Annotated in this window: 21 protein-coding genes and 1 pseudogene; 19 read left to right on the forward strand and 3 right to left on the reverse strand. The window is 64.0% G+C overall.

Annotated features, from left to right (window positions below; genetic code table 11):
- Window positions 1-5 precede the first annotated feature (5 nt).
- The 6 genes from IVB47_RS06120 to IVB47_RS06145 all read left to right on the forward strand — a co-directional run bounded on the left by IVB47_RS06120 (window position 6) and on the right by IVB47_RS06145 (window position 6296).
- Window positions 6-899, forward strand: a complete 894-nt coding sequence (locus tag IVB47_RS06120) for an EamA family transporter (protein ID WP_247460393.1) — start codon at window positions 6-8, stop codon at window positions 897-899.
- A 2-nt stretch (window positions 900-901) separates the two neighbouring features.
- Window positions 902-1504, forward strand: coding sequence for a LysE family translocator (locus IVB47_RS06125; protein WP_247460395.1), 603 nt, complete (start codon window positions 902-904; stop codon window positions 1502-1504).
- Between the two features lie 147 nt (window positions 1505-1651).
- Entirely contained in the window at window positions 1652-2671 is a 1020-nt protein-coding gene (gene ilvC, locus IVB47_RS06130) for a ketol-acid reductoisomerase (RefSeq protein ID WP_007600992.1), read from the forward strand.
- 475 nt (window positions 2672-3146) lie between these two features.
- A complete protein-coding gene (locus IVB47_RS06135; RefSeq protein WP_247460397.1) occupies window positions 3147-3998 on the forward strand; it encodes an SDR family oxidoreductase in 852 nt (283 codons plus the stop codon).
- Between the two features lie 62 nt (window positions 3999-4060).
- Window positions 4061-4351, forward strand: coding sequence for a DUF1330 domain-containing protein (locus IVB47_RS06140; RefSeq protein WP_247402024.1), 291 nt, complete (start codon window positions 4061-4063; stop codon window positions 4349-4351).
- A gap of 232 nt (window positions 4352-4583) precedes the next feature.
- Window positions 4584-6296: a sulfatase-like hydrolase/transferase gene (locus IVB47_RS06145; RefSeq protein ID WP_247460399.1), complete on the forward strand. Its 1713-nt coding sequence runs from the start codon at window positions 4584-4586 to the stop codon at window positions 6294-6296.
- Window positions 6297-6301: 5 nt separating this feature from the next.
- Here IVB47_RS06145 and IVB47_RS06150 read toward each other — a convergent pair whose 3' ends face one another.
- Window positions 6302-7861 (reverse strand): glycine betaine ABC transporter substrate-binding protein, encoded by a 1560-nt coding sequence (locus tag IVB47_RS06150; RefSeq protein ID WP_247460401.1) that lies wholly within the window; start codon window positions 7859-7861, stop codon window positions 6302-6304.
- Window positions 7858-8640 carry an ABC transporter ATP-binding protein gene (locus IVB47_RS06155; protein ID WP_247402031.1) on the reverse strand — a complete coding sequence of 261 codons (783 nt, stop codon included), beginning with the start codon at window positions 8638-8640 and terminating at the stop codon, window positions 7858-7860. The genes IVB47_RS06150 and IVB47_RS06155 overlap by 4 nt, the downstream gene beginning before the upstream one ends.
- A gap of 132 nt (window positions 8641-8772) precedes the next feature.
- Here IVB47_RS06155 and IVB47_RS06160 point away from each other — a divergent pair, with 132 nt between their 5' ends.
- Window positions 8773-9591 (forward strand): ABC transporter ATP-binding protein, encoded by an 819-nt coding sequence (locus IVB47_RS06160; RefSeq protein ID WP_085395022.1) that lies wholly within the window; start codon window positions 8773-8775, stop codon window positions 9589-9591.
- Window positions 9591-10376, forward strand: a complete 786-nt coding sequence (locus tag IVB47_RS06165) for an ABC transporter permease (protein ID WP_007601005.1) — start codon at window positions 9591-9593, stop codon at window positions 10374-10376. Before IVB47_RS06160 ends, IVB47_RS06165 begins: the two co-directional genes overlap by 1 nt.
- 39 nt (window positions 10377-10415) lie before the next feature.
- On the opposite strand, the gene IVB47_RS06170 is transcribed toward IVB47_RS06165, so the two are convergent.
- Window positions 10416-10865, reverse strand: a complete 450-nt coding sequence (locus tag IVB47_RS06170; RefSeq protein WP_247288096.1) for a cupin domain-containing protein — start codon at window positions 10863-10865, stop codon at window positions 10416-10418.
- Between the two features lie 137 nt (window positions 10866-11002).
- Here IVB47_RS06170 and IVB47_RS06175 point away from each other — a divergent pair, with 137 nt between their 5' ends.
- The 11 genes and pseudogenes from IVB47_RS06175 (at window position 11003) to IVB47_RS06225 (ending at window position 24885) form a co-directional block, all read left to right on the forward strand.
- A complete protein-coding gene (locus IVB47_RS06175; RefSeq protein ID WP_027570813.1) occupies window positions 11003-12028 on the forward strand; it encodes an ABC transporter substrate-binding protein in 1026 nt (341 codons plus the stop codon).
- Between the two features lie 29 nt (window positions 12029-12057).
- Window positions 12058-12762 carry an NUDIX hydrolase gene (locus IVB47_RS06180; RefSeq protein WP_247460403.1) on the forward strand — a complete coding sequence of 235 codons (705 nt, stop codon included), beginning with the start codon at window positions 12058-12060 and terminating at the stop codon, window positions 12760-12762.
- Between the two features lie 95 nt (window positions 12763-12857).
- Complete coding sequence (locus tag IVB47_RS06185; RefSeq protein ID WP_247288098.1) at window positions 12858-14180, forward strand: ABC transporter substrate-binding protein; 1323 nt, start codon at window positions 12858-12860, stop codon at window positions 14178-14180.
- Window positions 14181-14211: 31 nt separating this feature from the next.
- Window positions 14212-14982 (forward strand): ABC transporter ATP-binding protein, encoded by a 771-nt coding sequence (locus IVB47_RS06190; protein ID WP_027570816.1) that lies wholly within the window; start codon window positions 14212-14214, stop codon window positions 14980-14982.
- Window positions 14982-15686, forward strand: a complete 705-nt coding sequence (locus IVB47_RS06195; RefSeq protein WP_027519516.1) for an ABC transporter ATP-binding protein — start codon at window positions 14982-14984, stop codon at window positions 15684-15686. Before IVB47_RS06190 ends, IVB47_RS06195 begins: the two co-directional genes overlap by 1 nt.
- 13 nt (window positions 15687-15699) lie before the next feature.
- Entirely contained in the window at window positions 15700-16581 is an 882-nt protein-coding gene (locus IVB47_RS06200; protein WP_007613294.1) for a branched-chain amino acid ABC transporter permease, read from the forward strand.
- Window positions 16578-17597 carry a branched-chain amino acid ABC transporter permease gene (locus IVB47_RS06205; protein WP_247460405.1) on the forward strand — a complete coding sequence of 340 codons (1020 nt, stop codon included), beginning with the start codon at window positions 16578-16580 and terminating at the stop codon, window positions 17595-17597. Before IVB47_RS06200 ends, IVB47_RS06205 begins: the two co-directional genes overlap by 4 nt.
- Complete coding sequence (locus IVB47_RS06210; RefSeq protein ID WP_247460406.1) at window positions 17557-18507, forward strand: polyphosphate kinase 2 family protein; 951 nt, start codon at window positions 17557-17559, stop codon at window positions 18505-18507. The genes IVB47_RS06205 and IVB47_RS06210 overlap by 41 nt, the downstream gene beginning before the upstream one ends.
- A gap of 976 nt (window positions 18508-19483) precedes the next feature.
- The gene (locus IVB47_RS06215) at window positions 19484-21814 is read left to right on the forward strand and encodes a mechanosensitive ion channel domain-containing protein (protein ID WP_247460407.1); all 2331 of its coding nucleotides are present in this window, start codon (window positions 19484-19486) and stop codon (window positions 21812-21814) included.
- A gap of 98 nt (window positions 21815-21912) precedes the next feature.
- Window positions 21913-22911: pseudogene (locus IVB47_RS06220) on the forward strand (tripartite tricarboxylate transporter substrate-binding protein).
- Window positions 22912-23232: 321 nt separating this feature from the next.
- Window positions 23233-24885: an NAD-dependent malic enzyme gene (locus tag IVB47_RS06225; RefSeq protein ID WP_346730781.1), complete on the forward strand. Its 1653-nt coding sequence runs from the start codon at window positions 23233-23235 to the stop codon at window positions 24883-24885.
- Window positions 24886-24928 lie beyond the last annotated feature (43 nt).

Genomic DNA, 24928 nt, shown 5'->3' on the forward strand with positions numbered 1-24928 from the left:
CGACAATGAAGCCGGCCGACATCCTCATCGCCATCCTGGTGGCGGTCATCTGGGGGCTTGCCTTCGTGGCGAGCCGGATCGCGCTCGACGAATTTTCGCCGGAGCTGATGACGGCGATGCGCTTCACCATTGCCGCGGTGCCGTGCCTGTTCATTCGCAAGCCGAAGGTCGCCTGGTCGCTCCTGATCGCGATCAGCTTCACGCTCTTTCTCGGCCAGTTTCTGAGCCAGGCCTATGGCATCGCCCATGGCGTGCCGGTGGGGCTGACCAGCGTCGTCGTGCAGAGCCAGGCGCTGTTCACGATCGGCTTTGCCGCGATCGCATTCGGTGAGCGGCCGACGCCGGTGCAGACGCTGGGCATCGTCATCGCAGCAATCGGTCTTTTGATGATCTGCGGCACGGTCGGCTATGATTTCAGCATCGGTGCCTTCGCCGTGCTGATGATCGCGCCGGTCAGCTTTGCGGTCGGCAATATCCTGCTGCGCGGCGCCCGCGGCGTGCCGATGTTCGATCTGTTCGCCTGGTTGTGCCTGGCCACCGCGGTCCCGCTGTTCGCGCTCACGCTGATCGTCAACGGACCGACGCCGACCTGGCAGTCGCTGATCCACATGTCGCTCACCGGCCTCATTTGCCTGCTGTTGATCGGCGGCATCTCCACCAGCATCGCCTATTGGCTGTGGGGCCGGCTGCTGCGTGACTATCCCCCTGCGCAGGTGGTGCCGTTCGCGCTGCTGGTGCCGTTCGTCGGCTCCGCCGCGTCCAGCATCGTGTTCGGGGAGCGGTTCGGCCCGCTGCGCCTCGCCGGCATGCTCACCGTGATCGGCGGTATCGCGGTGATGGTGCTGGCGAAACGCCCCGAGGCGTTACCAAGAACCGCGGCCGAAGGCCGCGTGAGGTGAGCATGTCCCAGTCGCTGCTGTATGCCTTCCTCGCCTTCATGGCCGTGATGTATTTCACGCCTGGGCCGAACAACATCATGTTGCTGTCCTCGGGGCTGACTTATGGCTTCCGGCGCACGATTCCCCACATCGCTGGCGTCGTCATCGGCTTCGCCTTCATGATTGCAGCGGTCGGCCTCGGGCTCGGCACCGTGTTCCTGGCCTATCCGATCCTGCAGACCATTTTGAAATATGCCGGCGCAGCCTACTTGCTCTACCTGGCCGCCGTGATCGCTTTCTCGGGCCCGGCCAAGCCGGGCGAGGGGGATGGCCGCGGCCCGATGACTTTCCTGGGCGCCGCCATGTTCCAATGGATCAACGCCAAAGGCTGGGTGATCGTGATCGGCACCATCACCGCCTATGCGGCGATCGCCCAATTCCCGCTCAACATCGCGATCCAGACCTTGATCAGCCTGCTCGTGGGTACGGTCTCTACGGTGGTCTGGGCCTTCTTCGGCACCGCACTGCGGCCGGTCCTGACCTCCGTGCGGCTGGTCCGCGCCTTCAACATCCTGATGGCCATCCTGCTGCTGGCGTCCCTCTATCCCGTCGTCATGGATGCATGATGCCCCAGTTTTCCATGCAGAAACGGGTTTCCCAGGGGGCCGAAAATGCTCTAGACAGCCCCCGAAATCCGCAAATTTCACCGTCCGAGACCTGACTGACAAGACCTGACCAACGGCCGATTCCGGCCCCTGAACGAGGAAACGACCATGCGTGTTTATTATGATCGCGACGCCGACCTGAACCTGATCAAGGGCAAGAAGGTCGTCATCGTCGGCTATGGCAGCCAGGGCCACGCCCATGCGCTGAACCTGAAGGATTCCGGCGTCAAGGACGTGGCGATTGCGCTTCGCAAGGGTTCGGCCTCGGCCAAGAAGGCGGAAGCTGCCGGCTTCAAGGTGATGGAAGTTGCCGAGGCCGCCAAATGGGCCGACCTCGTCATGATGCTGACCCCGGACGAGCTCCAGGGCGACATCTACCGCGAGCACCTGCATGACAACATGAAGAAGGGCGCAGCGCTCGTCTTCGCGCACGGTCTCAACGTCCACTTCAACCTGCTCGATCCGCGCGCCGATCTCGACGTTCTCATGATCGCGCCGAAGGGCCCCGGCCACACCGTTCGTTCCGAATACCAGCGCGGCGGCGGCGTGCCCTGCCTGATCGCGATCGCCAAGGATGTCTCGGGCAACGCCCACGACCTCGGCCTGTCCTATGCCTCCGCCGTCGGCGGCGGCCGTGCCGGCATCATCGAGACCACCTTCAAGGAAGAGTGCGAGACCGACCTGTTCGGCGAGCAGGTGGTGCTCTGCGGCGGCCTGGTCGAGCTGATCAAGGGCGGCTACGAGACGCTGGTCGAAGCCGGCTACGCCCCTGAGATGGCCTATTTCGAGTGCCTGCACGAAGTGAAGCTGATCGTCGACCTGATCTATGAAGGCGGCATCGCCAACATGAACTACTCGATCTCCAACACCGCCGAGTACGGCGAGTACGTCACCGGTCCGCGCATCGTCACCGACGAGACCAAGAAGGAGATGAAGCGGGTTCTGAACGACATCCAGTCCGGCAAGTTCGCCCGCGACTGGATGCTCGAGAACAAGGTCAACCAGACCTCGTTCAAGGCGACCCGCGCCAAGCTCGCCGAACACCCGATCGAGGAAGTCGGCGCCAAGCTGCGCGACATGATGCCCTGGATCAAGAAGGGCGCGCTGGTCGATAAGTCGAAGAACTAAGTCGCGGCCGTTCGGATGCGGCGTATCGGTTACGCCGCATCCGGACACGCGAGCGAAACACAAGCTTCGTTCGCCAAACCAATTCTTAAATCTTTCGCGGCTATATTCGAGCGAGATCGCAACCAGCGGTCTCGCTCTTTTCGTATCGCGCGAAGCAATGCTGCTTCATTCAAATTCTTCGCGCGCTGAAGTGCTCCCTGAGCACGAAGAACTGACGCTTAAACCACATTCTTGGTCTCGCGTTGTTTTTCGCAATTTTTCGGAAGCTCGCGATCCTCAAAAGCCGAGCGTCTTCAGAGTCAAAGATTCGGCTCTTCATCCATATCTTCACGTTGCAATCGATCTCACGTCGCGACGTTCGCACCTCGCTTGAACTTAAGAACTGACATCGGCGGCGTTTCCTTGAGCGGTGGACGGCATTGCGCCGCGGCACCTTTCCGCTGCATGATCTCGGGAGCTCTTCGGGGGAAAGACCATGCGATCCGTCGTCGTCACCGGCGCGTCCACCGGCATTGGCTGGGCCATTGCGAAATTTCTGGTCGGGCGCGGCTATCGTGTTTTCGGTAGTGTCCGCAAGCAGACCGATGCGGACCGGCTCACGGGTGAGTTCGGTGCGAACTTCACGCCGCTGCTGTTCGACGTCACCGACGAGGCGGCGGTCCTCGCGGCTGCGCGAAAAGTCCGCGAGGCGCTGGGCGGCGAGACGCTGGCCGGTCTCGTCAACAACGCCGGCGTCGCGGTCGCCGGTCCCGTGCTCGAATTGCCGGTCGACGACTTCCGCCGGCAGATGGAGATCAACGTCATTGGCCCGGTCATCGCGACACAGGCCTTTGGGCCGCTACTCGGCGCCGATCCGTCACTGAAGGGGCCGAAGGGCCGGATCGTGATGATCAGCTCGGTCGCGGGCAAGAACGGCAATCCCTTGTCGGCGCCTTACAGCACCTCCAAGCACGCCATCGAAGGCCTGTCGGAGAGCTTGCGCCGCGAGTTGATGCTGTTCGGCATCGACGTCATCATCGTCGCCCCCGGCGCAGTGAAGACGCCGATCTGGAGCAAGGCCGAGCAGATCGATCTCTCGGTCTACCAGAACTCGCCTTATCTGCCGGCGCTGAACAAGGTCATGGCGTTCATGATGAAGCTCGGCAAGACCGGGCTGCCGGCCGAGCGGATCGCCGAGGTCGTTTTCGAGGCGCTCACCGCCGGGAGGCCCAAGGTTCGCTACCAGATCACGCCGGACCGGATGCGACATTTGATGACGGCCGCGCTGCCCAAGCGTGTGGTCGACCGTATCATCGCCAAGCGGCTCGGGCTGCTGCCGCAGGGCTGAGCCTCCGAGGTAAGACCAATGCCAGACAGGTGATCGATTTCCGATCGTGGGAGCGTCTTGAGATGCCGGCTTATGTGATTTTCGACGTCGAGATCAGGGATTTGCAGCAGTACCAAAGCTTCATGTTGGGCGTGAAGCCCGCCCTCGAGGCCGCTGGAGCCAGATATCTGGCGCGAGGGGGCGCCCACAAGGTCTACGAGGGAGACTGGCAGCCCCGCAGGATCGTTCTGCTGGAATTCCCATCCGTCGCAGCCTGGGAGGCGTTCTACGCAGGCGCGAGCTACCAGGGACTCAAAGCGGTCCGGGACGCTTGCAGTTCTGCCCGCCTAGTCAGCGTCGAGGGCCTCGACTAGACGGCAAATCGGTTCTGCACCGCGGGATTTGCCCTGGGGACGGATTGGATGCGGAGACCAATCGGCTTCCGCTAACATTAAGCGAAGGTCGGATCGCGACGCGCGTTGCTTGTCCGTGACCGTTCAATTACAGTTTTATGACACGGTGCAGGCCTTCCGGCTGCGCCGAACGCCGCAGGCCCGGTCAGCCGGCTCGGCATCACCGTGCCGGACCAGCAGTTGCGTGTCGTCGATGGCGTCCGCGCCGAATCCAGGTCCTTCTGCCACAACCGCCGTACTGGCGAGCGTCGCCGCGCTGGGCATCTGGCGGCTGCTCGCGGTTGCAGCGCCGCATCTCGCAGCGCTCGTCCTGATGTACGAGACCGAGACGGATTTCGGCGCACGGCTCTCCTTCGTGCTGGCCTGGGGCATCCTCAATTTCTTCTGGATCGCGCTGCTGCGGCGGCCGGCGCTCTCGGGTGCGCTGTCGCTGACCATGGTCGTGGTGCTGGTGCTGCTGTCGCGGCTGAAGCACGACGTCGTGCAGATGACGGTCAACTTCATCGACCTGATGATGATCGACCGCGACACGGTCGCGTTCCTGTTCACGATCTTCCCGAATTTGCGCTGGTCGGTGATCGGGGCCGGCCTCGTCACGCTGCCGCTGATGTATGCGCTGTGGTGGCTCGACCCGTTCCGCATCCGTAGGCTACCGGCACTCGCCTGCAAGCTCGCCTGCCTCGCCGCGCTGGTCGGCTATTCGCTCTATCATCCGGACGAGGCCTGGCGCGGCTATTACGACGACGGCTATCTCTCGAAGTTCTTCCGCTCCGGCGTCAGCGCGGTCTCCGACTTCGCGCAATACGGCTTCATGGAGTCGGCCGCTTCGACCAACGAACGGCTCAACATGCCGCTGGTCGATGCCTGCCATCCCGCCGGCCGGCGGCCGAACATCATCATGGTCCATGATGAATCGAGCTTCGACATCCGCGCCGCGCAGGGCATCAAGGTGCCGACCGGCTACGGTAGCCATTTCAAATCCTGGGACGGCAAGGAGCGCGCGTTTCTGGCCGAGAGCAATGGCGGGCCGAGCTGGTTCACCGAATACAATGTGCTCGCGGGGTTGTCGTCGCGCTCGTTCGGCCGCTTCGCCTATTTCGTGACGCGCATTGCAACAGGCCGTGTCGAGCGCGGCCTGCCGCTGGCGCTGCGCCGCTGCGGCTACGACACGATGTCGCTCTACCCCGCCAATGGCGGCTTCATGGCCGCGCGCAGCTTTCAGGTGACGACCGGCATCGAACGCTTCCTCGACTCCAAGGATCTCGGCGCCAAGGATGTCGAGCCGGATAGCTTCTTCTACGACAAGGCGCTCCGGCTGATGGGTGAGCGATCGCCGAACAAGCCGCTGTTCACCTTCATCTATCTCGGCGCCAATCATTTCCCCTGGGAGACGCGCTTCCGCCCGGATCTGCTGCCGAACTGGCGCGCACCGGGCAATGTGCCGTCCATCGACGAATATCTGCGTCGGCAGGCGATGAGCGCCGAGCAGTACAAGGTTTTCCTCGCGGGCTTGAAGAGGAATTTTCCCGGCGAGCCTTTCCTAATCGTGCGCTATGGCGACCATCAGCCCGAGTTCGCGCCCGGTATCCTCGAGCCCGGGCTCGACGAGGGTGCAATCGGCAAGAAGCTCGACGCCTACGACCCACGTCTCTACGCGACCTATTACGCGATCGACGCCGTCAATTTCGAGCCGGTGAAGAGCGAGGCCGTGATGGACACGGTCGATGGTCCGTATCTGCCGCTGGTCATCCAGGAAGCCGCGGGCATCCCGCTCGATCCGTCCTTCGCCGAGCAGAAGGAGATCATGCTCCGCTGCAAGGGCATCTTCTACGGCTGCAAGGACGGCGCCGAGGCGCGCCGGCTGAATCGGCTGCTGATCGATGCGGGGCTGATCCGGGGGCTGTAGCCGGCCTACCGCCCACCCACCTTCTCCCACAGCCATTTCGCCACTGCATCCGGCGACGAATTCGCATCATTGCCGGCGGCGCGTAAATTGGCTTCGCGCATGGTCGCGATGTCGATCTTGCCGAGCAGCGGTTTCAGCGCGGCCTGCAGCCGCTCGTCGCCGGCCCGTTTCGGGGCCAGCAGCAGGATGGCGTCGTAGGGCGGGATCGCGTGCCTGGGATCGTCGAGCGCAACGAGATCGTATTTTGCGATCAGCCCGTCGCTGGTGTAGCCCGCGATGACATCGACCTCGCCGCTGGCGACCGCCGCATACATGAAGTCCGGCTGCATCTGGCGCTGGGCGCGGAACGAGAGCCCATAGGCCTTTTGCAGCGCCGCCCATTCGGGTCGCGAGAAGAACTCATAGTCGCCCGCGATCGACAGGGTCGAAGCATGCGCGGCGAGATCGGCGATGGTGCGGATGCCAAGCGCCTCGGCGCGCTTATTCGGCATCACCAGCGCATAGGCATTCTCGAAACCGAGCTCGCCGAGCAGGGTGATGTTCTCCTTTGCAAGCGTCGTCTGCAGCTCCGCCAACAGCTCCGCGCGCGGCTTGATGTCCGTGCGGTGAAGCTGATTGGCCCAGAGTGTGCCGGAATAATCGACATAGAGATCGATATCGCCGGCCTTCAATGCCTCGAAGATCACGCTCGAGCCGAGACCGGATCGTGCGACGGCGGAAAGACCGGCCGCCTGGAGCCGGTCCTTCATCAGCGCCGACAGCACATATTGCTCGGCAAATGTCTTGGCGCCGACGACATAGCTCTGTGGCGAGCGCCCCATCGTCGGCACCAATGTTGCGGCCACCAGTGCCGCGATCCCGGCCGCGCCAAGCCCCGCACGCACGCGGCTGCGCCACCGCAGGCCACTCTCGATCAGGCCGAGCAGCTGATCGACGGCGAGCGCCAGCAGAGCCGAGGCAAAGCAGCCGAACAGCACGAACACCCAGTTCTGGGTCTGGAGCCCGGCAAAGATGTAATTGCCGAGGCTGGTCTGCCCGATCGGGGTCGACAGCGTCGCGGTGCCGATTACCCACACGGCGGCGGTACGGATGCCAGCCATCATCACCGGGAGAGCCAGCGGCAGTTCGACCATCACCAGCGACTGCCGTGCGGTCATTCCGACGCCTTTGGCAGCCTCGATCAGCGCGGGATCGATGCCGTTGAGGCCGGTGATGCCATTGCGCAGCACCGGCAGCATCGAATAGAGCGCCAGCGCCAGCATCGCCGGCAGGAAGCCGAAAGCGGAGAAGGAGACGCCGAACCAGGCCAGCGCCACGGAGGCCGCGAGCAGCAGGAGCGGATAGAACAGCGCGAGCAGCGCCAGCCCGGGCACCGTCTGCACGATGCTGGCGAGCGCGAGCAGGACGGCGCGCGGCGTTGGGCGGTTGCGCGTCAGGATCGCCAGCGGCAGGCTGACGATCAGGCCGAGCGCAAGTGCGGCGAGACTGACCCGTACATGGTTGCCGAGATAGTCGGGCAAATGCCCCAGCGCCTCGCCCCAGCGCGGATCGGTGAAAAGGCTCATGCCGCCCCGCTCTGTGGCAGCAACGCGTTCAATCGCTCGACCTGGCGTCGTGGCGTCCGCAACAGCTCCAGCACGTAGGCGTCGCTGCTTTTCGAGAGCTCCACTGGCGTGCCCTGCGCCAGCAGCTTCCCGCTGCGCATCACCGCGATGCGGTCGGCGAGCAAAATCGCTTCCGTCATGTCGTGGGTGATCATCACGGTGGTCAGGCCGAGCTTGCGGTGCAGCTCGCGAAAATCGTCGCCGAGCGCATCGCGGGTGAGGGGATCGAGCGCGCCGAAGGGCTCGTCCATCAGCACGATGCGGGGCCGTGCCGCAAGCGCCCGCGCCACGCCGACGCGCTGGCGCTGGCCGCCCGAGAGCGCATCCGGCAACCGCTCGCGATGCGCGGCCCGGTCGAGCTGCACGAGCTCGAGTAACTCATCGACCCGCGTTGCGATATCCGCCGCCGGGACGCCGAGCAGTTTTGGCGTGATTCCGATGTTGTCCGCGACGCTTAGATGCGGGAACAGCCCGCCGCTCTGGAAGACGTAGCCGATGCGGCGCCGCAGCGCGACCGGATCGACGGATTGCACGTCGTCGCCCTCGACCGTGATCGTGCCGCCATCCGCCTCGATCAGGCGGTTGGCGAGTCGCAGCAGCGTCGTTTTGCCCGAACCCGAGCCGCCGACGACAGCCACAAACTCGCCTTCGGCGATGTCGAGTGACACATCGTCCACGGCCTTGAGTGCGCCGAAGCTCTTGGTGACGTGGGCATAGCCAATCATCGGCCTGGATGGCATCGGGCGGGGCTCACTACGCTAACCCGCCCGTGGGGCAGGGGATGACGAGGCCCATGCGTACCACGCTTGGCGGCTTGATTGAACTTGGCCGCGCGAGCGGCTAAGGCATCGGGCCAAGTTCGGAGGGAACACATGATAACGCCTACGGCAGTGGCGCTGGAAGATGCCAAGGTCGCGTTCCAGCTGGGGGACGGGCGGGTCTATACGGCGGTGGAGAAGGCGCATCTGACGGTGGCGCAGGGCGAGTTCGTCGCCATCGTCGGCCCGACCGGCTGCGGGAAATCAACACTGCTCAACGTCGCGGCCGGGCTGCTGAAGCCGGCTGCCGGGAGCGTCAGGATATTCGACCAGCCGCTCGCCGGGCTGAATCGGGATGCCGGCTATCTGTTCCAGGCCGATGCGCTGTTCCCCTGGAAGACCGCGCTGGACAACGTCGCGATCGGGCTCGAAGTCAGCGGCACGCCGCGCAGCGAGGCGCTGCCGCGGGCGCAGACATGGCTGACCTCGGTCGGCCTGGGTGCCTTCGCCAACCGCTATCCGCACATGCTCTCGGGCGGCCAGCGCAAGCGCGTGGCGCTGGCGCAGGTGCTGATCCGCGATCCAAAGATCCTGCTGATGGACGAGCCGTTCGGGCCGCTGGATGCACAGACCCGGCAGGTCATGGGCAACCTGCTGCTCGACCTCTGGAACGCCGACCGCAAGGCCGTGCTGTTCGTCACCCACGATCTGGAGGAGGCGATCGCGCTCGCCGACCGCGTCGTGATCATGTCGGCGGGGCCGTCCTCGCGCATCATCGGCGACTGGCGCGTGAGCCTGCCGCGCCCGCGCGACATTTTCGAAGTGCGGCTGGACAAGGAATTCCATGCGCTTCATCGCGAGATCTGGAGCGTGCTCAAGGACGAGGTCATGAAGGGCTACGCGCAATCCACGCAAGCGGCGGAGGCGGTGTGATGTCGCGCGTGACGCTGCTTGCGCTGCAAGTCCTAGTCGCTGTCGTCTGCCTCGCGCTGTGGCAATTGCTGTCGACCGTGCCGGTGTTCGGCAAGATCCTGCTGCCGCCGTTCTTCTTCTCCAACCCGGTCGATGTCTTCGCCCAGATCGTCAAATGGTTCTCGTCCGGCGTGATCTGGAAGCATCTCGGCATCACGCTGACGGAATCGATCCTGGCCTTCGTGATCGGATCGGCCGGCGGCGTGCTGATCGGCTTCTGGTTCGCGCGCCAGCCGCTGGTCGCCGCGGTGTTCGATCCCTACGTGAAGATGGTCAACGCACTGCCGCGTGTGGTGCTGGCGCCGATCTTCGCGCTGTGGCTGGGGCTGGGCATCTGGTCCAAGGTCGCGCTCGGCGTGACGCTGGTGTTCTTCATCGTGTTCTTCAACGTCTATCAAGGCGTCAAGGAGGTCAGCCGCACCGTGCTCGACAATGGCCGCATGCTCGGCATGAGCGAGCGGCAGCTGATGCAGCACGTCTATTGGCCCTCCGCGCTGTCGTGGATGTTCTCCTCGCTGCACACGTCAGTGGGCTTTGCCGTGGTCGGTGCGGTCGTCGGCGAATATCTGGGATCGGCGGCGGGGCTCGGCTATCTCATCCAGCAGGCCGAAGGCATCTTCGACGTCGCCGGCGTGTTCGCCGGCATGTTCGTGCTGTCGGCCTTCGTCATCCTGATCGACTTTGGCGTGACGTTGGTGGAGCGGAGATTGCTGGTGTGGCGCCCGACCGTGGACGGACGCGGCTAGGCCGCTAGGGGCCCGCGCACCGCGCGAGTCCCGGATCGATCAGTCCAGCAGTTTGGTGTCGTCGGGGGCCTGCGGCGGCGTCTTGATCGCGATCGCCTTGACCTGTCCGCTGATCGGCTTGGTACCGCCATGCGGCGTCCCCTTCGGGATGATGACGAGGTCGCCCGGCTTCACCGTGACTTCCTTGTCGCCGAACCAGATCGTGCCGGTGCCCTCTAAAATGTACTGGATCTCGTTGGTGTTGGGATGCATGTGCTTGGGCACATTGCCGACCTGGATCGAGATGGTGGCGCCGTCGGCGCTCGCGAACATCTTGGAACGGAAGCCGACGGCGTTCGCGTTCCCGAGCGCGTCACCCTCCATCTCGCCGGTGTGGATGATCTGCGGCGTGATGTTCTCCGCGGCCAGCGCCGGCCGAAGCAGGTGGGTTGCGCCGCATCCGGCGGCAAAAGCGGTGGCGATCGACAGTCCGATTGCAAGGCGATTCATGGATGATCCTCCCCATCAAGAATTGTTCTTGTGGGCGCATGCTATTGTGCCGAAAGGCCGATGGCCAGCGCCTTCGGTCCTGCTTCTCAAGCCAGTCCGGCTGCTCTATGGTGCCGCCAGCCGAACGGAGGAAACCAATGAAGAACACGATAGCCAGGCTCGCGGGCGCGTTGATCGCGCTGACGCTCACCACCGGTCTTGCCGCGGCGCAAAGCAAGGTCACCATCGCGATCGGCGGCGGCTCCTGCCTGTGCTATTTGCCGACGGTGCTGGCAAAACAGCTTGGCGAATACGACAAGGCCGGCCTCAATGTCGAACTCGTGGACCTCAAGGGCGGCTCGGACGCGCTCAAGGCCGTGCTCGGCGGCAGCGCCGACGTGGTCTCCGGCTATTTCGACCATTGCGTCAACCTCGCAGCCAAGAAGCAAGAGCTTCAGGCGTTCGTCGTCTATGACCGCTATCCCGGCCTCGTGCTGGTGGTTTCGCCCTCGCACACCAACGAGATCAAGTCGATCAAGGACCTCGCCGGCAAGAAGGTCGGCGTCAGCGCGCCCGGCTCTTCTACGGACTTCTTCCTCAAATATATGCTCAAGAAAAATGGCGTCGATCCCGCCAGCACCGCCGTGATCGGCGTCGGCCTCGGCGCCACTGCGGTCGCCGCCATGGAGCAGGGCCAGATCGACGCGGCCGTAATGCTCGATCCCTCCGTGACCGTGCTCCAGGGCAGCCACAAGGATCTGCGCATCCTCTCGGACACCCGTACGCAAAAGGATACGCTCGAGACGTTCGGGGGCGAATATCCGGGCGGCGCGCTGTACTCGACCGCTGCCTGGGTTGCCGGCCACGAGAAGGAGACGCAGGCGCTGACCAATGCGATCCTGGGCACGCTCGCCTGGATCCACTCGCACTCGCCCGAGGAGATCATGGCGAAGATGCCGGAGGAGACGGTCGGCAAGAACAAGGACCTCTATCTCGCGGCGCTGAAGAACACGATCCCGATGTTCTCCGAAACCGGCAAGATGGACCCGAAGGGCGCCGACGCAGTGCTCGCGGTTTTCAGCGTCGGCTCCCCCGACGTGGCGAACGCCAAGATCGACGTCAGCAAGACCTTCACCAACAAATATGTCGAGCAGGCCAAGAAGACCACGGGGAGCGCCAAATAACTGACGCGAAGGCTCGGTAACCAAGCGTCATGACGTCACTGACAATCCATCGGGTCACGACGCTTGATCTTGCCGTCCGGCCGATCGTCTGGCCGTTCGCGGAGGAGCGGCGTGACGAGATCGCCACGCATTTCGCCGAGAAGCAGCGCGAGCGGCCAAAGATCTGGAACGGTCGCGTCCTGATCGGGCGGGATGCTTTGTTTACCGACGGCCATCTCGCCGCGACCTATTTCGAGACCGATTTCGCGAGCTTCCTCGCCTGGCGCGACTGGGGCTTTCCCGACAAGGCCGTGTTCAACGGTTTTGGCATGGGCGCGCTGCGTAGCTCCGACGGCGCATTCGTGATGGGCGAGATGGCGCAGCATACCGCCAATGCAGGCCGGATCTATTTCCCATCGGGCACGCCCGATCTCGACGACGTCAGGGGCGACACGCTGGACATTCCCGGCAGCGTGATCCGCGAACTCGAGGAAGAGACCGGCCTCACCGCGGCCGACTATCGGGTCGAACCGGACTGGCACTGCGTCGTCACCGGCCCCGCGATTGCGATGTTGCAAATTATCAACCTGGACATGCCGGGTGATGTGGCGCGTGCGCGGATCGAAGCCAATCTGGCGCGCGAGGCCGAGCCGGAGCTGTCGGCTATCCATCTCGTGCGCGGAATGAGCGATCTCACGCCGTCCATGCCGCGATTTGTCACGGCCTTCGTCGAGCAGCAGTTCGCGTTGCGCTGACGCGCGAGGCTTGACATCGCTGCGCCCAGCCCATGTGATGGGCAAAAATACAAAAGCAAAAAGAATGCAATGCACAATCGGCCAGGGAGGTTTTGATGCGCGTGCGCATGGCTGCCCGTTTGGTACGTGGGCTGTTGGTCGCGATATCAGCGACGGGCTTGGCGCTGTCCGCCCAGGCCCAGGATCAAGGCAAAGAGAAGAAGATCAAGATCGGCGTCGTTTTCGATTTGACCGGGCCTCTCGCCGGCGGCGGCTCTGAACTCGGTTATATCGGCGCAAAGATCGTCCTCGACCATTTCGCCAAGACCGGCGTCGAGGGTTACAAGATCGAAGCGGTCTATGCCGATGCGCAAAGCAAGCCCGACATCGCGATCAACGAATCCGTCCGCCTGCTCGAGCAGGAAAAGGTCGACATGGTGCTCGGCTTCTTCTCCTCGGCGCAATGCGTGCCGGTCGCAGCCCGCGTCGAGCAGCTCAAGAAGTTCATGTGGATGACGACCTGCATCTCGTCGGCGGTGTTCAACGAGAAGGGCTACAAATACGTCTTCCGCCCGCAAGCGAGCGGCGACCAGTTCGGCATGATGACGATGGATTTCATCGCGCAGAACGCCAAGGCGAAGTTCGACAAGGAGCCGAAGGATCTGCGCGTCGCGATCATTCACGAGGACGGCGCCTATGGCGTCGACGTGTCCAGGGGCAACGAGGCCGGCGCGAAAAAGGCGGGCTTCAACGTCGTGATGAAGGAAGGCTATTCGGCCACCGCGCCTGACCTCTCCGCGCTGGTGACCAAGTTGAAGCGCGCCAAGCCCGACGTCATTTTCCACACCGGCTACAACCCCGATATCACGCTGTTGCTGCGTCAGGCGCGCGAGCAGGGGCTGAAATTCGGCGCGCTGATGGGGCATGGTGCGGGTTACGGGGTCTATGAAAAACTGAAGGAAGGCATGGGGGCCGATGCCACCTACATCTTCAACACCGACCCGATCTCGATCTGGCTTGCCAACCAGAAGACCATGGATCCCAAGCTCCCGCCTGTGATCAAGATGGTCGGCGAGGAATTCGACAAGATCCGGCCCGGCGTCGCCATCCGCTCGGCGCATGTCGGCATCGGTGCGTCCAACACTTATGTGTTCATGAATGACGTGCTGCCGCGTGCGATCAAGAAGTACGGTGGCGTCGATCCAGATGCGCTGCGCAAAGCTGCGCTCGACACTGATATTCCCGAGGGCGGCACCATGCTCGGCTTCGGCGTCAAGTTTTACGGCGAGGGCACGCCGATGGCCGGACAGAACGAGCGCTCGTTCCCGGTCGTGATCCAGTACATCGACGACAAGTCCTCGGTGGTGTGGCCCAAGAGCCAGGCGCAGCGCGAGGCCGTGCTGCCGCTGCCGAAGGGCACCACCTACAGCAACCAGTAGCGCAAATGCGCGCAGAGAGGAGAGCGGGACGGTGCTGGAAGTCAGCGGGCTGGTGAAGCGGTTTGGCGGCTTCACCGCCGTCAACAATGTGTCGTTCAAGGTCGGCCAGGGCGAGATCCTCGGCCTGATCGGCCCCAACGGCTCGGGCAAGAGCACAATCTTCAACATGCTCTCGGGCACGCTGGCGCCGACGTCCGGTTCGATCCTGTTCGACGGCTCCGAGATCGCAGGCCTTCCGCCGCACCGGATCATCAACAGCGGCATCGGCCGCACCTTCCAGATCCCGCGGCCATTCCGCCGCCTGACGATCTTCGAGAACGTCGCGCTCGCCGGCTTCTACGGTCAGGGCCGCCATAGCCGCGTCAAGGCCGAGGAGGCGGCCGAAAGATCGCTGGCGATGGTCGGCCTGCCGACCGATCGCCATGCCAGCGTGGATGGCCTCGGCGCAGCCGGCCTGAAGAAGCTCGAGCTGGCGAAAGCGCTCGCCACCGCGCCAAAACTCCTGCTGGCCGACGAGAGCCTCGGCGGTCTCGACGAGGCCGAGATGGGGCAGGCGGCCAACATGCTCCGCAACATCCGTGACGAACTCGGCATCACCATCATCTGGGTCGAGCACATCATGGGCGTGCTGATGCGCGTCGTCGATCGCGTCATGGTGCTCGATCACGGCGAGAAGATCTCGGAAGGATTGCCAAGTGCCGTTGCCGGCGATCCCCGTGTCATCGAGGTCTATCTCGGCACCGATGCCGAGACCACGCAGGCCGCGGCCGCCGCAGCGCGCCGCCGCGCGGGGGTTCAGTGATGCTTGAGCTCCGCGGCGTCAATGCCGGCTATGGCACCTTCCAGGCACTGTTCGACGTCGATCTCGACGTGAAGGCGGGCGAGGCTGTCGGCGTCATCGGGCCCAACGGGGCCGGCAAGACCACCCTGATGCGCGTCATCTCCGGGCTGATCCGTCCCTCGCGTGGCTCGATCAGAATGGAAGCCGTCGACGTCGTGGCCACGCCGCCGCACAAGATTGTCAGCCTCGGGATCGCGCATGTGCCGGAGAACCGGCGGCTGTTTCCGCAGCTCTCGGTCGACGACAATCTCAAGATGGGTGCCTTCATGCAGGAGGCGCGCGGCCACTATGCCGAGCGGCTGGACGTGGTGTTCGAGCTGTTTCCGCGCCTGAAGGAGCGCCGCCACCAGATGGCCGGCACTATGTCCGGCGGCGAGCAGCAGATGTGTGCGATCGGCCGCGCGCTGATGTCGAATCCAAAGCTGCTGCTGCTCGACGAGCCGTCGGCGGGGCTCGCGCCGGTCGTGGTGCAACAGGTGTTCGAGCTGGTGAAGCGGATCCGCGCCAGCGGGCTGACCGTGCTGATCGTCGAGCAGAATGTGCAGCAGGTGCTGAAAGTGGTCGATCGCGCCTATCTGATCGAGGCGGGCACGATCAGGTCCTCAGGCACCTCGGCCGAGATGCTGGCGAGCGACACGGTCAAGGAAGCTTATCTCGGGGTGTGAGGTTCATGCGGGCATGCAAGCATTTTTGGACATTTTCGACATCTACCTGCTGGAGGCCGTGATCAACGGCATCCTGCTCGGCGGCGTGCTGGCGTTGCTCGCGCTCGGGCTCAATTTGATCTTCGGCGTCATCGACGTGACCTGGATCTGCTATGCCGAGTTGGTGATGATCGGCATGTACGCCATGTACTTCCTGGTGCAGTATTACGGCATCAGTTACTTCCTCGCCGCGCCGCTCACCATCCTGCTGGTCGCGGTGCTCGGCGCGGCGCTGCACTACCTCGTGATCGCGCCGCTCCTCACCGCGCCGCCGATCAACCAGTTGCTGGCGACCGGCGGGGTGCTGTTCGTACTGCAGAGCTTTGCCACCGTCGCCTTCGGCATCGACTTCCGCAACCTCGGCATTCGCCTGCCGGTGCTCGCCTTCGGCGACATGAATTTCAGCTACGCACGACTTCTGTCCTTCCTAGCTGCGCTGGTCGGCATGGTCGCGGTCTATCTGTTCATGACGCGGACCTTCACCGGCACCGCGATCCGCGCGATCTCTCAGGACCGGCAGATCATGGCGCTGATGGGCGTCGATACCAAGCGCATCTATCTCATCACCTCGGCAATCGGCGGGGGGCTGGCCGGGCTCGCCGCCTGCCTCCTTGTGCTGCAATATGACGTGCATCCCTTCGTCGGCCTGTCGTTCGGACCGATCACGTTCCTGATCTGCGTGCTCGGGGGCCTCGGCAATTTCATCGGCGGCTTCATCGCTGCCTTCGTGTTCGCCGAAATCATCTCGCTCGGCGGCCTGTTCTCCGATCTCGAATGGGGCTATGTGCTCGCCTTCGCCTTCTTCATCGTCATGATGTTCATCCGGCCCGCGGGCCTGCTCGCGAGGCGCCGATGATGGGGCGGGGACGGCTTGCTGCCTGGGCGGTGGGATTGGCGGCGCTGGTCGCGCTGCCTTTCGTCTATCGCGATCCCTATCATCTGCACATCCTGGTGCTGATCCTGATCTGGTCGTTCGCCTATACGTCCTGGTCGATGATGGGGCGGTTCGGCCTCGTCTCGCTCGGCCATGGCGGGTTCATGGGAATAGGCGCCTATGTCACCGCGCTACTCTGGAATCACCTGGGATGGTCGCCCTGGATCGGCATCCCCATCGGCATGGTCGCGGCCGGCGCGCTGGCGCTGATCGTCGGCTATCCCTGTTTTCGCTTCCGCATCACCGGGCACTATTTCGTGCTGGTGACGCTCGCGCTCTCCGGCATTGTGCTCCAGGTCATCACGGCGACGCGCGACTACACCGGCGGCTCGCTCGGCTACACGCCGAACCGGGCTGCGGGCAACAAGCTCTGGTCGCTGCAATTCGACGACAAGATCACCTGGTACCTGATCGCGCTCGGGGTCTGGCTGTTCGGCATCGTGGTCTGGCACTGGGTCGACCGCAGCATGGCCCGCTATGCGCTGGAGGCGATCTCGGAGGACGAGGACGCCGCGGCCGCCGCCGGCGTCGACGTCACCGCGGAGAAGCTGAAGATCACGCTGCTCAGCGCGCTGATGACGGCGCTCGCCGGCGCGATCTACTGCCAGTACCAGATGTTCATCACGCCCGACACCGTCAGCGGCATCGCGGTGTCGCTCCAGATGGTGTTCGCGGCCATCGTCGGCGGCCTGTTCGTCTCGCTCGGCCCGACCTTCGGCGCCGTCATCACGATTATGCTGGCCGAGACCCTGCGCATCGGCTTCGGTACCAAGGCGGTCGGCTGGGACAATCTCGTCTACGGCGTGCTGCTCGTGCTTTTCATCATATTCCTTCCGAAGGGCATCCTTGGTAGCTTGCTCGATCGATTGAAGCCGCAACGCAAGGTGCCCCGCGCTCATGAGCAAGAAGTCGTCCAAATCGCTCGCCCAGGAGCCTGACCGCTACATCACGCCATTCCGCTACGATGGTTCGGGCAAGTTTCATCTCAAGGACCACAAGACCGACGAGAAGGGCGACCTCGACAAGGAGAAGGCGCAGGACATTCTCGACGCCAACAAGAAGCGGCTGATCGCGTTTCAGGAGAAGCTCTACGCGCAGGACCGCTGGTCGGTGCTGATCGTATTCCAGGCGATGGACGCCGGCGGCAAGGATTCTGCGATCAAGGCGATCTTCGAGGGCATCAATCCGCAGGGTTGCGCAGTCAGTGCCTTCAAGGCGCCGAGCAGCAAGGAACTCGACCACGATTTCCTCTGGCGCCACGCGGTCGCGCTGCCGGAGCGGGGCCATATCGGCATCTTCAACCGCTCCCACTACGAGGAATGCCTGGTGACGCGCGTGCATCCGGAGATCCTCGCCAAGGAGAAACTGCCGCAAAAGCTCCTCACCAAGAACATCTGGAAAGAGCGATTCGAGGACATCTCTGCGTGGGAGCGCTATCTCTCGCGCAACGGCACCGTGGTGCTGAAATTCTTCCTCAATCTGTCCAAGGACGAGCAGCGCAAGCGCTTCCTCGACCGGCTGGAGGATCCGTCCAAGCAGTGGAAGTTCTCCATGGACGACATCAAGGAACGCGCGCTGTGGCCGCGCTACCAGGCGGTCTATCAGGACATCGTCCGGCACACGGCAACGCCTCATGCGCCGTGGTATGTCGTGCCGGCCGACCACAAATGGTTCGCGCGCGTCGTGATCGGGTCGGCCATCGTCGCGGCGCTCGAAAAGCTCGATCTGCGCTTCCCCCGCGCCGACAAGGCCTCGCTGGGCGAGTTCGACGAGGTGCGCAAGGCGCTGGAGAAAGAGGAGAAGGCGGACAAGAAACAAAAAACGCGAAAACAACCCCATGCCAAGTAGCCGGGGATAACGAAATCAATGACTTGAAGGTCAGCGCGAGGCTTGCGGATTCATTGCTGATTTAACGAAATCGTTTGACCTGTCGGGCAAAACAGGGGCATGATGTCATCATCCCAAATTCCTCAGGACCCGCGCGCCCACCAGTGGCAGAAGCGCTCCACATTGACGGGAAGGGTAGTCTCGTAACTCGCCCACTTTTCGTATTTCGCTGCAGCGAATCCGTCGCAGTGAGATGGAACGCACCCTCAAATGTGATTTGTGCGCCATTGATCTTGCTTGACAGTCCTGCGTCACGGGAGGACCATCGCAACGGTCGCAAACATGCGACGCGCAACGTCCACATCAAGAGCAAGGGGAGGTCTATGACACCACCTCCGCAGATCCAGCCGCGGTAAGTGCGATGGAGCTCGTTCGGACTATCGCATAGCGGCAGAAAACCGCGAACGGCACGCCGGGCCAAGGTTTAGAGGGCTGCATCAGTGTGGCATAGCCCCTACCTGCCCGGCGCTGTATTCTGCAGCACATCGATTGCATCACACCGAATTATGTCGGATGGCCGTGACGCGGCCGCCGCGCTTTTGACATCCTGATTCTCTCCTCCTCCTCCTCCTCATCGCGTCATTCCGGGCCGACTCCCGGAATGACGCAGGGCTATTGCATATCGGGGCGATCGCAGATGACGTCTCGGCGGCCCCCGAGCGAGCGCCTCGTCCTTCGAGACGTCCGCTTCGCGGCCTCCTCAGGATGAGGCTTAACTGCATCCATCTGCATTGAAATGCTGCCGCATACGCATCCCTCGCCTTGAGACCGCGGTTCCCGTTTCCTGCACCGCGGCAAATGCCAAGAGAATGTCGCCTCATTGGCCAACTTCCGACACAGCGCCCGGGCGAATAGCGTCGATCCGACATGATGCATGTGCTTCGGCGGTGACGGTCCCGACGTCGCCGTCGCATTCATTTTTCCCAGGGAATCCCTCGTGTCGCATAAGCTTGCCTCCGCGCTTCTCGCCGCGCTCTTGATCGCGATCTCATCTCTCTCCAGCACCCGCGCCGCGCCGCCCGCACCGGCGGCCAATAGCGCTGCCGCGTTGTCGCCCGATGAGGCCAAGCGCGCGCTGGACACGCTGCAGGACGACAAGAAGCGCGCGCAGATGATCGACACGCTGCGCGTGATCGCGAATGCGTCAGGTCCACAGCAGCCCGCGCCCGAGCCAAAATCGCCGATCCCGCTCGCGGCCGACGGCCTTGGTGCGCAGCTCATGCTCACCGTGTCCGAGGAGATCGGCGAAATTTCGCGAGACGTCGCCGATACGGCCAGGACGCTCACGCACTTCCCGGCGTTCTACTACTGGATCGTGCGGACCGCGAACGATCCCGCGGCCTACAATCTCCTGATCGAGATCGGTTGGAAGCTCGCGCTGGTGTTCGGCGGCGCCTTCTGCGCCGAATGGGTGATCTTCCGTCTGATCCGCCGCCCCGTCGCGTTCCTGGAAGGGCGCATGCCGCAAACGGCGCGCCTGCCGGTGCAGGTGTTGCCCATTGCCGATCGGCCGTCATCGGTCGCCGATGTCACCCCGGCGCCCGAACTGCAAATGCGCCGCCACAGCCTGGCGCGGGCCTGGCAAATCATGCTGCGGCTGCCGCTCGTGCTGGGACGCTTCCTGCTCGAGCTGCTACCCGTGTTGGTCTTTGTCGGAGTCGCCACGGCGCTGCTCGGCACCGAGATCGGCGAGCCCACCACCGTCCGCCTCGTGATCCTCGCCGTCGTCAACGCCTATGCGTTCTCGCGCGGGCTCATCTGTGTGGTCTGTGTGCTGGCGGGACCGTTCGGCTTGTTTCCGGTCAAGGCCGAAACCGCCGCTTATATCGAGATCTGGGCGCGCCGTATCGTCGGCGTCGGCGTCTCCGGCATCGCCTTTGCCAACGTGGCGCTGCTGCTCGGCCTGCATCGCGCCGGCTATGCCGCGCTCTTGCGCATGGTGATGCTGGTCGTGCATCTCTTCATCGTCGTCATCATCCTGCAATGCCGCCGCCAGGTCGCCGAAGCCATCCGCGCGCCGGCCGACCGGCAGGGGCTCGCGGCGCGACTGCGCAACCGTATCGCGGGCGGCTGGCACTATCTTGCCATCGCCCTCGACCTCGCGCTGTGGGCGGTGTGGGCGCTGAACATCCGCAACGGCTATTCGTTGCTGCTGCAATATTTCGTCGGCACCATCGCGGTGGCGCTGATCACGCGTGTCGCCATCATGCTGACGCTGGGCCTGATCGACCGCGGCTTCCGCATCAAGCCGGAAATCCTCCAGCGGTTTCCGGGCCTCGAGATCCGCGCCAACCGCTACCTGCCGCTGCTGCGCAAGATCGTATCTGGCGTGATCGCCTTCATCGGCCTGGTGGCCGTGCTCGAAGTCTGGGGCGTCGACGCCATCGTCTGGTTCTATGGCGGCCAGATCGGCAGCCGGCTGATCTCGGCGGTGGTGACGATCGGACTTGCCGTGTTCATCGCAGCTGCGATCTGGGAAGCCAGCAACGCGCTGCTGGACCGCCAGATCAATACGCTGTCGCGCGATGGGCACTATGCCCGCGCCGCGCGGCTGCGGACCTTTCAGCCGATGCTGCGCACGGCCTTGCTGTGCGTGATCGCGACCGTCGTCGGCCTCACGGCGCTCAGCGAGATCGGCGTCAACGTCGCGCCGCTGCTGGCGGGCGCCGGCATCGTCGGCATCGCCATCGGCTTCGGCTCGCAGAAGCTGGTGCAGGACCTCATCACCGGGCTGTTCCTGCTGCTGGAGAACACCGTCCAGGTCGGCGACAGCGTCAGCGTGTCCGGGCTATCGGGCGTGGTCGAGAACGTCTCGATCCGCACGATCAGGCTGCGGGCCGGCGACGGTGCCGTGCACATCGTGCCGTTCAGCGCGGTCACGACCATCACCAATGCCAGCCGTGGCGCCGGCAACGCGTCCGTCAGCGTCAACGTCGCCTACAAGGAGGATACCGACCGCGCCGGCCAGATCCTGAAGGACATCGTCGACGAGATGCGCCGCGAGGTGGAATTCCGCAGCCTGATCCGCGGGGATCTCGAGCTCTGGGGCATCGACAAGGTCGACGGCGCCATGGTGTCGATCGTCGGCCAGATCCGCTGCACCGAGGCCGGCCGCTGGCCGGTGCAACGCGAATTCAACCGCCGCATGAAGCAGCGCTTCCAGCACAACGGCATCGAGGTCGCATCGGCCACCCAGACCATCCTGATGCACATCGCGCCGCCGGCTGACAACGCCGCTCATCTGACGCCGCGTCGAGCCGCAGGATAGTGGCGCGGTAAACTTACCGCTTGCCTTGGTCGAACCGGCAGCGTTCACTTCGCCCCAGCCCGCTGACGACATGCGGGCAGCAAAAAAGGGTGGATGGAATGCAGGGGCGGTGGGCTGGACTGCGTGGTCATGTGATCGTCGTTTGTGCGTTGTTCGGATGTGCGGCGTGGACCGCTCCTGCGAGCGCGCAGCCGTTTCCGTCGCGGCCGATCACCCTCGTGGTGCCGTTCGCGGCGGGCGGTCCGACCGACACGCTGGCACGCATCCTGTCCGAACGCATCGCCGCCGAATTGCACGCGACGATCGTGGTCGAAAACGTAGCGGGCGCCTCCGGCAGCATCGCCGGCGCCCGCGTCGCGCGCGCAACGCCTGATGGCACCACGATCACGATCGGCCATTGGGGCACGCATGTGCTCAACGGCGCGATTTTCAAGCTGCCCTATGACGTGATCGCCGATTTCGAACCGGTCGCGACGATCGCGATGGGCACGCAGCTCATCGTCGGCCGGAAGTCGCTCGAGGCCAACACTCTGAAAGAGATGATCGCGTGGCTGAAGGCCAATCCGGGCAAGGTGACTGCCGGCACCGCCGGCGCCGGCACAGGGGCCCACGTCGCCGGTGTCTTCTTCAAGGAGAGAACCGGCACCGACTTCCAGTTCGTGCCCTATCGCGGCGCGGGGCCCGCCATGATCGACCTCGTGGCCGGGCAGATCGACATCATGTTCGATTAGGCCTCGAACTCGCTGCCGCATTACAAGAACGGTGCGATCAAGGCGTTCGCGGTGACGTCGCCGACGCGGCTCGCCTCCGCGCCCGATATCCCGACGGTCGACGAGGCGGGGCTGCCCGGTCTCTACATCTCCTACTGGCACGGCATCTGGGCGCCGAGAAATACGCCGAAGGAGATCGTCACGAAGCTCAACGCGGCCATCGTCACCGTGCTTGCCGACGCTTCCGTCAAGCAGCGGTTTGGCGAATTGGGACAGGAGATTCCTCCGCCCGATCAGCAAACACCCGCAGCGCTTGGAGCCTTCCAGAAGGCCGAAACCGAGAAATGGTGGCCGATCGTGAAGGCCGCCGACATCAAGGCTGAGTAACGCTGTCGCCCATACCACTGACTCATCCTGAGGAGCCCGCGGAGCGGGCGTCTCGAAGGATGCGCCGCGGAGAGCAGGGCCTGCATGATTCGCCCGGCGATGCAAAGCATCGTCCGGAGACGCGCGTTCCGCGCTCCTCACCATGAGGTGCGAGAGCCTCGCGGCGTTAACCTTTTTCGTGCGCACGACGAGCGGTCTGTCACCAAAACCTCGCTGCGGTGCGGGATCACAATGCCTGCCGCAGTTTTCTGCGTCCTTGATCTCAGGTGAGTGCTGGCCGACAATGCTCGCCCTTCAATAAGAAACTCCCTGGGGGAATTCGTGAATAGACCTGCTCGGGTCAGCGCCCATTCGACATCGTCCGATTCCGTGCACGGCATGGCGCTGCTGCGCGATCCCCTGCTCAACAAGGGCACCGCCTTCACCGCGCAGGAGCGCGATGCGCTCGGCCTGCGCGGACTGCTGCCGCCTTGCGTGCTGACGATGGAGACCCAGGTCGAGCGCGTGCTCGTCAACCTGCGCACGCTGCCGACCGATCTCGAAAAATATGTTGCGCTGAATGCGTTGCATGACCGCAACGAGGCGCTGTTCTTCCGCGTCGTCGTCGACAATATCGACGAGATCCAGCCGATCATCTACACGCCGACGGTCGGGCTCGCCTGCCAGAAATACGGCCTGATTTTCCAGCGGCCACGCGGCATGTTCATCTCCTCGCGCGATCGCGGCCAGATCGCCGAGATCCTGAAGAACTGGCCCTATCCGGCCAAGCTGATCGTCGTCACCGATGGCGAGCGCATCCTGGGCCTCGGCGATCTCGGCGCCAACGGCATGGGCATTCCGGTCGGTAAACTCTCGCTCTATTCGGCCTGCGCCGGCGTGCATCCCGAAACGTGCCTGCCGATCGTGCTCGACGTCGGCACCAACAACGAAGAGCTCCTGAAAGACCCGTATTATCTCGGCCTGCGCGAGCGGCGGCTCACGGGCGAGGCCTATGACAGCTTCGTCGACGAGTTCATGGTCGCCGCGCGCAAGAGCTTTCCGGGAGTGCTGATCCAGTTCGAGGATTTCGCCAACCACTCGGCGTTCAAGCTGCTGCACAAATACCGCGATGAGGCCTGCGTCTTCAACGACGACATCCAGGGCACGGCCGCGGTTGCGCTCGCCGGCCTGTTCTCGGCCTTGCGCGTCAACGGCGGCAAGCTGAAGGATCAGCGCATCCTGTTCCTCGGCGCGGGCGAGGCCGCGACCGGCATCGCCGATCTCGTGACGTCCGCCATGATGGCGGAGGGCGCCTCCGAGGCCGAAGCGCTCCGCCGCAACTGGCTGGTGGATTCCCGCGGCCTGGTCGTTGGCGGCCGTGAAGGCCTGTCCGGTCACAAGCTCCGTTATGCCCATGCCGACCAGGCGCCGATCGCCGACTTCCTCACCGCGATCAGGACGCTGAAGCCGACGGCGATCATCGGCGTTGCCGCGGTCGGCGGCGCCTTCACGCCCGAGGTGCTCAAGGCGATGGCCGAGCTCAACGAACAGCCGATCGTGTTCGCGCTCTCCAACCCGACCTCGAAGGCCGAATGTTCGGCGGAGGACGCCTACCGCTACACCGGGGGCCGCGCGCTGTTTGCCTGCGGCAGCCCGTATGATCCTGTGAAGCTGAACGGCCGCACCTTCGTGCCGCGCCAGGGCAACAACTCCTACATCTTCCCGGGCGTCGGCCTCGGCGTCATCGCCAGCCGCTCGCGGCTGGTGACGGACGAGATGTTCATGGCGGCCGCCCATACGCTGGCCGATTGCGTCGGCAAGGACGATCTTGCGCAAGGCAGCCTCTACCCGGCGCTGCCGCGCATCCGCGAGGTCTCGGTCCGCATCGCTGCCGCCGTCGCCGATGTCGCCTATCAGCGCGGACTCGCGGACGGACCCGCGCCCAACGACGTGAAGGGATTGGTTCAGTCCCAGATGTACGAGCCGAAGTACTGAAGCCTCCGCATCGTCATGCCCGGGACAAGCCCGGGCATGACGA

This window comes from Bradyrhizobium sp. 62 (assembly GCF_023073035.1).
Lineage (GTDB): Bacteria > Pseudomonadota > Alphaproteobacteria > Rhizobiales > Xanthobacteraceae > Bradyrhizobium.

Bases quoted from the DNA above. Each gene is read 5' to 3' on its own strand.
- IVB47_RS06185 (WP_247288098.1), top strand. From the start codon at position 12,858: ATGCGCGTGCGCATGGCTGCCCGTTTGGTACGTGGGCTGTTGGTCGCG.
- ilvC (WP_007600992.1), top strand. From the start codon at position 1,652: ATGCGTGTTTATTATGATCGCGACGCCGACCTGAACCTGATCAAGGGC.
- IVB47_RS06125 (WP_247460395.1), top strand. From the start codon at position 902: ATGTCCCAGTCGCTGCTGTATGCCTTCCTCGCCTTCATGGCCGTGATG.
- IVB47_RS06150 (WP_247460401.1), bottom strand. From the start codon at position 7,861: ATGAGCCTTTTCACCGATCCGCGCTGGGGCGAGGCGCTGGGGCATTTG.
- IVB47_RS06120 (WP_247460393.1), top strand. From the start codon at position 6: ATGAAGCCGGCCGACATCCTCATCGCCATCCTGGTGGCGGTCATCTGG.
- IVB47_RS06205 (WP_247460405.1), top strand. From the start codon at position 16,578: ATGATGGGGCGGGGACGGCTTGCTGCCTGGGCGGTGGGATTGGCGGCG.
- IVB47_RS06195 (WP_027519516.1), top strand. From the start codon at position 14,982: ATGCTTGAGCTCCGCGGCGTCAATGCCGGCTATGGCACCTTCCAGGCA.
- IVB47_RS06140 (WP_247402024.1), top strand. From the start codon at position 4,061: ATGCCGGCTTATGTGATTTTCGACGTCGAGATCAGGGATTTGCAGCAG.
- IVB47_RS06165 (WP_007601005.1), top strand. From the start codon at position 9,591: ATGTCGCGCGTGACGCTGCTTGCGCTGCAAGTCCTAGTCGCTGTCGTC.
- IVB47_RS06135 (WP_247460397.1), top strand. From the start codon at position 3,147: ATGCGATCCGTCGTCGTCACCGGCGCGTCCACCGGCATTGGCTGGGCC.
- IVB47_RS06175 (WP_027570813.1), top strand. From the start codon at position 11,003: ATGAAGAACACGATAGCCAGGCTCGCGGGCGCGTTGATCGCGCTGACG.
- IVB47_RS06170 (WP_247288096.1), bottom strand. From the start codon at position 10,865: ATGAATCGCCTTGCAATCGGACTGTCGATCGCCACCGCTTTTGCCGCC.
- IVB47_RS06160 (WP_085395022.1), top strand. From the start codon at position 8,773: ATGATAACGCCTACGGCAGTGGCGCTGGAAGATGCCAAGGTCGCGTTC.
- IVB47_RS06155 (WP_247402031.1), bottom strand. From the start codon at position 8,640: ATGCCATCCAGGCCGATGATTGGCTATGCCCACGTCACCAAGAGCTTC.
- IVB47_RS06210 (WP_247460406.1), top strand. From the start codon at position 17,557: ATGAGCAAGAAGTCGTCCAAATCGCTCGCCCAGGAGCCTGACCGCTAC.
- IVB47_RS06180 (WP_247460403.1), top strand. From the start codon at position 12,058: ATGACGTCACTGACAATCCATCGGGTCACGACGCTTGATCTTGCCGTC.
- IVB47_RS06145 (WP_247460399.1), top strand. From the start codon at position 4,584: ATGGCGTCCGCGCCGAATCCAGGTCCTTCTGCCACAACCGCCGTACTG.
- IVB47_RS06200 (WP_007613294.1), top strand. From the start codon at position 15,700: ATGCAAGCATTTTTGGACATTTTCGACATCTACCTGCTGGAGGCCGTG.